The 6,858-nt window shown below is 74.7% G+C and carries 6 protein-coding genes and 1 pseudogene; 2 read left to right on the plus strand and 5 right to left on the minus strand.

Features of this window, described 5'->3' with window-relative positions; translation table 11 throughout:
* The first annotated feature begins 345 nt into the window (after positions 1 to 345).
* Both PUR56_RS04970 and PUR56_RS04975 read left to right on the plus strand, forming a co-directional pair.
* The gene (locus PUR56_RS04970; RefSeq protein ID WP_329947994.1) at positions 346 to 1,287 is read left to right on the plus strand and encodes an alpha/beta hydrolase; all 942 of its coding nucleotides are present in this window, start codon (positions 346 to 348) and stop codon (positions 1,285 to 1,287) included.
* Positions 1,288 to 1,444: 157 nt separating this feature from the next.
* Positions 1,445 to 1,690, plus strand: a pseudogene (locus PUR56_RS04975) (pirin family protein); the annotation flags it as partial.
* A 39-nt stretch (positions 1,691 to 1,729) separates the two neighbouring features.
* Here PUR56_RS04975 and PUR56_RS04980 read toward each other — a convergent pair.
* From PUR56_RS04980 to PUR56_RS05000, 5 genes are all read right to left on the minus strand, one after another.
* Entirely contained in the window at positions 1,730 to 3,598 is a 1,869-nt protein-coding gene (locus tag PUR56_RS04980) for an ATP-binding cassette domain-containing protein (RefSeq protein ID WP_329874488.1), read from the minus strand.
* A 96-nt stretch (positions 3,599 to 3,694) separates the two neighbouring features.
* Complete coding sequence (locus PUR56_RS04985) at positions 3,695 to 4,129, minus strand: lasso peptide biosynthesis B2 protein (RefSeq protein ID WP_329947995.1); 435 nt, start codon at positions 4,127 to 4,129, stop codon at positions 3,695 to 3,697.
* Positions 4,126 to 4,431 carry a PqqD family protein gene (locus PUR56_RS04990; protein WP_329947996.1) on the minus strand — a complete coding sequence of 102 codons (306 nt, stop codon included), beginning with the start codon at positions 4,429 to 4,431 and terminating at the stop codon, positions 4,126 to 4,128. The genes PUR56_RS04985 and PUR56_RS04990 overlap by 4 nt, the downstream gene beginning before the upstream one ends.
* Positions 4,425 to 6,152 (minus strand): asparagine synthase-related protein, encoded by a 1,728-nt coding sequence (locus PUR56_RS04995; RefSeq protein ID WP_329947999.1) that lies wholly within the window; start codon positions 6,150 to 6,152, stop codon positions 4,425 to 4,427. The genes PUR56_RS04990 and PUR56_RS04995 overlap by 7 nt, the downstream gene beginning before the upstream one ends.
* A 126-nt stretch (positions 6,153 to 6,278) precedes the next feature.
* Positions 6,279 to 6,449, minus strand: a complete 171-nt coding sequence (locus PUR56_RS05000) for a hypothetical protein (protein ID WP_329947997.1) — start codon at positions 6,447 to 6,449, stop codon at positions 6,279 to 6,281.
* Between the last annotated feature and the right edge of the window lie 409 nt (positions 6,450 to 6,858).

The raw sequence follows: 6,858 nt of genomic DNA on the forward strand, positions 1-6,858 counted from the left end.
GGGCCCGACCTGCCGGGTTCCGACCGTTCTCCACCACTTCTCCTCCGCCTCTCGACGGCTTGCGACCGGTTCGGTGCGAATGGGCGCGGCCGCTCGACGTACAGTGCTGGCTGACTGTCGGAGGGGAGAATCGTGGACCTGGACCACCAGGGGAGTGGACGAACCGGAACGAGCGCCAGGGCCGCCGTACCGCCGCCGCCGTCCTCGCCGCCCACCGTCGGCGCCGACGCACCGCCCCCGGGAGCCGGAGACCCGCCGGCGGGTGCGCCGGGGTCGGCGACCGGGTTCGAGGCGTCGGGCGGCCCGGGGCTGCCGGGCAGCACCCGGACGCTCGGGAGGCGCGGATTGCTGAGGGCCGGACTGGGGCTCGGTGGCCTCGCCGTCGTCGGTACCGGTGCGACCCTGGCGTTCTCCGGCGGCGAGCCCGACCCGGTATCCGAAGCGGGCCCGACCGGCGCCCCGGGACCCTCGGGCTCGCCCGGCGCCGGAGCCGGACCGACGTCCGCAGCCGCCTCCGGCCGGCCCGGCACGCCCTCGGCGCCGGCGGTCCCGGCGGTCGTCCCCTCGCTCCGCAACGAGGAGCAGCGCTCGGCGGCCCGGAACGGCGCCACCGTGAAGATGATCACGATCGTGCCGCAGGGCCCCACCGTCCCGCCCGCCGCCGAGCTGCCGGTCTGCATCGCCCTGCACGGGCGCGGCGCCACCGCCCAGGCGTGGACCGAGCTCGGCCTGCCGCAGATCCTGGTCGCCGCCATCGCGGCCGGCGTCCCCCCGTTCGCCGTGGTCGCCCTCGACGGCGGCGACGCGACGTACTGGCGGCGCACGCCGTCCGGCGACGACCCGCAGCGGATGCTCCTCGACGAGCTCCCCGGATGGCTCGCCGCCCGCGGGCTGCGCGTCCCCGGCGCCGCGATGGGCATCTCGATGGGCGGCTTCGGCTCGCTGCGCTACGCCCGCAACCGGGGCACGGGCTTCGGCCCGGTGGCCGCGCTCAGCCCCGCGCTGTTCCGCACCTGGAGCGACGCCCGGGCCGTCGGAGTCTTCAAGGACGAGGCCGACTGGCGCGAGCACGAGCCGCTGCTCCACCAGGAGCAGCCGCACGGCCGTCCGATCGGCGTCTGGTGCGGCACCGAGGACCCGTTCTGCGACGCCGCCCGCAAGCTGGTCGGCGACACCGTCCAGGCGCGCTTCACCACGGGGGCGCACGACGCCGCGTACTGGCGCCGCATACTCCCCGACGTGGTCTCCTTCGTCGGGCACGCCCTGACGAACCGCCCCGCCGGCTGACGGGTCGCTCACGCCGCCCGGACCGCCCGGGTGGAGGATCACCCGGCCCTGGTGGAGGATCGTTCCCGACGACCCCGAGACCGGGCCGGACGGCCGACCGGACGACCCCTCGTCCGGCCTCCCCGGCCCACCCTTCCCCGACGGTGGTGGACCCGACGTGAGCAACCTCGACCTCAGGCCCGCCCCGACCAGCTGCGGCGGTGAGGCCGGCACCGGCCCGGTGAAGGAACTCCTGCCCGCCCGCAGCGTCCAACTGGGCGAGAGCACCGTGGTGCGCCGGCTGCTGCCCAGCCTCGGGCGCCGGATGGTCGGTGCGTGGTGCTTCGTCGACCACTACGGGCCGGACGACATCGCGGACGAGCCAGGCATGCAGGTCCCGCCGCACCCGCACATGGGCCTGCAGTGACAGGTGTCCCCGGGCTCGGACGCTGCCCCAGGCCGGTCAGCGGTCTTCTTGGAGTTTCAGCAGGTCGTGGAAGAGCCCCGGTGCTGTCGACAGGTCGTCCCACGTCCCGATCTGCACCACGCGGCCGTGCTGGAGCACGATGATCCGGTCCGCGAGGCGGGCGGTCGCCAGGCGGTGGGTGACGAACAGGGCGGTCCGGCCTACGGCGAGCGCCTTGAGGCGGGTCAGCACCCGGTGCTCGGCGCGGGCGTCCATCGCGGCGCACGGCTCGTCCATCACCAGGACCGGCGCGTCGCGCAGGAAGCCGCGGGCGACCGCGACGCGCTGCCACTGGCCGCCGGACAGGTCGTGGCCACCCCACCAGGAACGGGCGAGCGAGGTGTCCAGGCCGTGCGGGAGTCTGGCCAGGACCTCGTCCGCGCCGGCGGCCTCGGCGGCGGCCAGCACCTTCGCGTCCGGTGCGGGGTGGCCGAGGGTGATGTTCTCGCGGGCCGCGAGCGGCCACCTGGTGTAGTCCTGCGGGACGACGGACACCTGCTGGAACACGCTGCCCGGGTCGGAGCCCGCGAGGTCCTGGCCGTCCCATGAGACCGTGCCTTCGGTCGGCAGGTACAGGCCGGTCAACAGCTTGGCGAGGGTGGTCTTCCCCGAGCCGTTCTCACCGATCAGAGCGACCATCTCCCCGCGCCGCAAGGTGAGGTCGATGCCGTCGAGGGCGGGGTGCTCGGTGCCGGGGTAGGTGAACCGCAGGCCGGTCGCGGTGATTGTGTCCGGAGCGGCGGCGATCCGGGCAGGGCCGCGACGGTGCGCCCAGTGGTCGGCGGTCCGCAGGAACCGGGCCCAGTCGTCCAGGGACAGGCAGGTGCGGAACAGCCCTGCTCCGGCGGCGAGCAGCCCGGTGGTCGCGGCGGACGCGGTCCGCAGGGCGAGGGCGGCGGAGCCGGCGGCGGCTGGGTCGGTCCGGCCGGTGGTGGCCAGCCACAGCAGTACCAGCCACGCGAGGACGGTCACCGCCGCAGTGAGGGCGTCGCCGATCCCGGTGGCGACCATCGCTCGCCGGGCCCCGGCGAGCTGCTGCGCCTCCAGACGGGCGGACACGGTGCGGTACTGCTCGGTGAGGTAGTCGGCCATGGAGCCGGTGCGGATCTCGTCGGCGGTGTTGCGGTCGGTGGCGTAGCCACGGAACACACTGCGCAGCCGGGAGTCGGCGAGCGTGCGGTGGTGCGCGGCGTGCTCGATGCGGGCGGCCCGGGCGGCGCCCCACGCGCACGGCAGGGCGGCGGCGGCCAGCAGGGGCAGGAGCGCGGGGTGCAGGTAGGAGAGGAACGCGGCTGCGGCGGCCAGGCGGGCTGCGGCGGCGGTGATCCGCTGGGCGTCGGTGATGAGGTCGCGGGCGCGTTCGGTGCCGTCGGCGGCGGCCTCGTAGGCGGTGGCGAACTCGGGGTCCTCGTAGGCGATGGCTTCGGCGCGGGTAGCGGCACCGATCACGAGGAGGTCTGCTTCGCGGACGACCCGTGGGGCGAGGCGGGCTGCTGCTCCCTGTGCGGCGGCCTCGGCGAGGTACCGGCCCGCGACGGCTACGCCGAGCAGCAGTAGCGGCCGGGCGTTCGCGGCCAGCGCACCGGAGAGGCCGTCGGCGGTGAACAGGGCGGCCAGCAAGCGGGTGGTGCTCGCCAGAGCGGTGACGGTCAGCACGGCCGTCACCGCCTGCGCGGTCAGGAGCAGCAGGACGGCGGGCCGGTCCGTACGCCAGCCCAGCGCGAGCGCCTGGCGCAGCGCGGCCGGGAGGCGGCGCAGGATGCCGGCGGCGCTGACGGTGTGCGCGGCGCTGTCGTGGCGGTCGGCCTCCAGCACCAGGTGCGGAACCTCGCCGGCAGGGGCCAGGGGGAGAGCGGGAGCGGTCACTCGACCATCAGGGCCCACACCCCGACGGGCGGGCAACCGCATTCCCCAACCCGGCCCGAGATAAGCCGAGTTCAACGCATTATGGCGTCAACTCTGCTATGCAGGATTCACTCTTTCGGGGAAGTGGGCGACGGGAGTCCACGGCCGGTCACCGGCGTCACCGGTGTCCCTGCCCGCCGCCGCACCGGGCACTTCCACCCAGGCGTGCGCGGCGTCGGGCAGGAACCGCGCGCCGTAGACGAGATCGGCCCGGCGGCCGGACAGGGCGCACGCCAGCACGGTGGCCACCGCGACCTCCGTGCACGCGATCCGTCCTGGCCACCACCGGGGAACGACCGCGAGGACCGCTTCGTGGCGTTCGGCCAGCGCGGCCGGACTGGCGTACCGGTCCCGGCCGAGCGGGCGCAGCACGGCCACGCGGTGGCGCAGCGGCAACCGGTGCAGGACCAGCGACAGGACGAGGGCGCCGGCGGCGGCCAGCCGCAGGCCTGGACGGACGGTGGGCCGGGCGGTCGGTGTCATCACGGTCATCGCCCACCGCCCTTCCGCCGCCACGGCCGCCGGACCCGCAGCGCACCGGGGTCGGTGAGAAGACCACGGTCGACCATGCCGTTGACGGCCGCGCCGATGGCCCGGTGGACGGCGGCGGTGTCCGCGCCGCTGGGGATGGCGATCTCCTCGGCGAGTCCTTCGACTCCTCCTCGCAGCACGATCGCCTGCCAGATTCGGGAGGCGGCCGGGTCGAGCATCACCCACCGGCCGGTCCCCACGTTCAGGATCGCGGTTTGGCCGCCGACGTGGGCGTGGTGGACACCGGGAGCGACGGTCAGCACGCCGCCCCCAGGGAAGCCGGGGCGGACACCGAGCTGTCCAGCCAGCGACAGGCCGCCACCAGGTGGTGGAGGTCCGCGATCGGCGCGGCCGATCGGCCCGCCGCAGCATCGGCCAGCGCCTCACGAACCGCTTGAACGTCAACCAGGCCTTGTGTGATCAGGGCGCTCGCGGTGACCAGCTCGTCCAGGGCACGCCGGTGGCGGGCCAGGCCCTGGATACGCTGCGCCGTGAACGAGCCCTTCGAGCGGCGCCCGATCAGCCAGTCCGGCAGCGGCACCGCGGCGGCCAGCACCGGCTTGTAGGTGTAGGTGCCCCGGCGGGCGGGCGCGGGGATGGCGAACGCGGCGCGCACCACCTGGTTGTCCAGGAACGGGTGGGCGGGGCGGATGCCCATCGCCTCGTACAGCGGGATCGCGGCGCGCGCGTCGTCCCCGACCGCTCGCAGTGCCGCCCACTGGTCCACCTCGTCTGCGAAGCTGCCGTGCAGCGGCTCGCTCCCGGGGCCGTCCAGCAGCCGGGCGACCGCCAGGCGCCCCGGGGCGGACAACCACCCGGCCCCCGGCCCCGGCCGGCACCACGCCCACCCGGCAGGCGACGGCATGGTCCCTCCCGAGCGCAACTGCCGGGCGACCGCCCCGGCGGCAGCGGACGGCGTGAGCGCGGCGGCCCGCTTGAGCGAACGCCAGTAGGGACCCGGCGCGACGTTGCGCAGCCGCGCGAAGTCCTGCGCGGCCCGCCGCGCCTGGCCCGCCTCGCCGCGCTGGACCTGCCCGACCCAGCACGCCGCCGAGGAGTCCAGCACCACATCACCGCCGTGCCCGGTCAGGTGCACCGGCAGACCCGCCACGGGCTCCAGGTAGCAGCGGTCCATCCCGACGTTCACCACCGCAGCGGCCGGTTCGGTTGTCGCCGCGGCGCCGAGCAGCCCGAACGGCAACTCACCAGCCCCGCCCGAGGCGATGCTGTGCTCGATCCCGGCGTGTTCGGCCACCCGGAGCGCGTACAAGGCGTCCTCCGCGCTGGTGAACGCGTCGGTGTAGGTCACCGCGTGCACCTGCCCCACGGCGGCGGCCAGCAGAACCGCCGCCGCCGAGTCCAGGCCGCCGGACAGATCCGCCCCCACCGGCCCACCCGCCGCCCGCACCCGCCGCTGCACCGCGACCCGCAGCGCCTCACCCAGCCGCTCGGCCCCGGCCATCAGGTCCTCCACGGGTCGCACCTCCCGCACGTCGACCAAGCACGTACGGTTGCCCTCGACAAGCAGCCCCCACCCACCGGGGACACGCTGCACCCCGGCCCACAGGCTGCGGGTCGGCCAGTGCTGCCCGCCGACCGCCAGGTGCGCGGTCAGCACCTCCAGGTCCACCGACGCGCCGACCCGGGCGGCCAGGCGTGCGGGATCGCTCGCCCACACCCGTCCAACTTCCCGCTCTCGGGCGTGCCAGAGCCCCCGCACACCGGCCAGGTCTCCGCACACGAACCTGCGCCCGGCGGCCTGCTCCGCGACCACCCAGTACGAGCCCGACCAGTCCGTCAGCTCCGACCAGCGTCCCGCCGCGACCGCGTCCAGCCCGGCGAGCAGCTGTGCACGGTCCGCGCCGCAGTCGCCCGCGACCGCGAGCCGTCCCCGCCCGTCCCGGACCTCGCGCACCGTGACACCGCCGCCGAACTCCGCCACGTCGGACGGGCCCGGTTGCCCGCTCTCGACCCACTCGACCATCACGTCCCCTTCTTCTCGCCGACCGGTCCACGAACCGGGGGTCCGGTACGGCTCGCAGCCGTACCGGACCCCCTCAGTGCTCACCCTGGGGGACACGCCGCGCTCGGCGCCCGCCCAAGCGGGCCGTTACTCGAAGTAGTTGTCCTTGTCGCTGTCGTTCGACCGCTGGCGGCCGTTGGTCAGCTCGTCGGCCTCGTGCTCGCCGAACTTCGGGTCGAAGACCTCGTTCTCCATCACGTTGTCCATCGTGATCTCCCAAGGCGTCTCGTACTGCCCGGCCCGGTGCCGGCTGGACACCACCACACCGCACCCGGCCGCTGCGAAGACAGGTGCGCGGCTGCTGCACTCCCGTGCGTACTGGCACCGCACCAGCCGCTGCGCCGTGCTGCGTTTTGCTGCGAACACCCGTTCAACGGGCCGAGGTTGACGCCTTGCCGCGTACGCTATTGACCCTGACCTGCACGGCACGCCGCGCCACCGAGCAGAGGGAGACCATCCGGTGCCAGGACCCGGACGCCGCCCGAACGACACCCTGGCCTACTGGGTCACCCGATCCGGGGCCAGCCACTAGTAGTACTTCGTTAGGTTGGGGTGGGCTGTCGTGTTCGGCTTGTGGACTTCCGTGTGGGAAGCGGGCGTTGACAGGTGTGGCAGACACCGGTCCAGCAGCTCAGCAGGTCCTGGAGTTGGTCGAGGACCTGGTAGA

Origin of the sequence: Streptomyces sp. BE303 (assembly GCF_036290945.1) — a bacterium.
Lineage (GTDB): Bacteria > Actinomycetota > Actinomycetes > Streptomycetales > Streptomycetaceae > Kitasatospora.

Bases quoted from the DNA above. Each gene is read 5' to 3' on its own strand.
- PUR56_RS04985 (WP_329947995.1), bottom strand. From the start codon at position 4,129: ATGACCGTGATGACACCGACCGCCCGGCCCACCGTCCGTCCAGGCCTG.
- PUR56_RS04995 (WP_329947999.1), bottom strand. From the start codon at position 6,152: ATGGTCGAGTGGGTCGAGAGCGGGCAACCGGGCCCGTCCGACGTGGCG.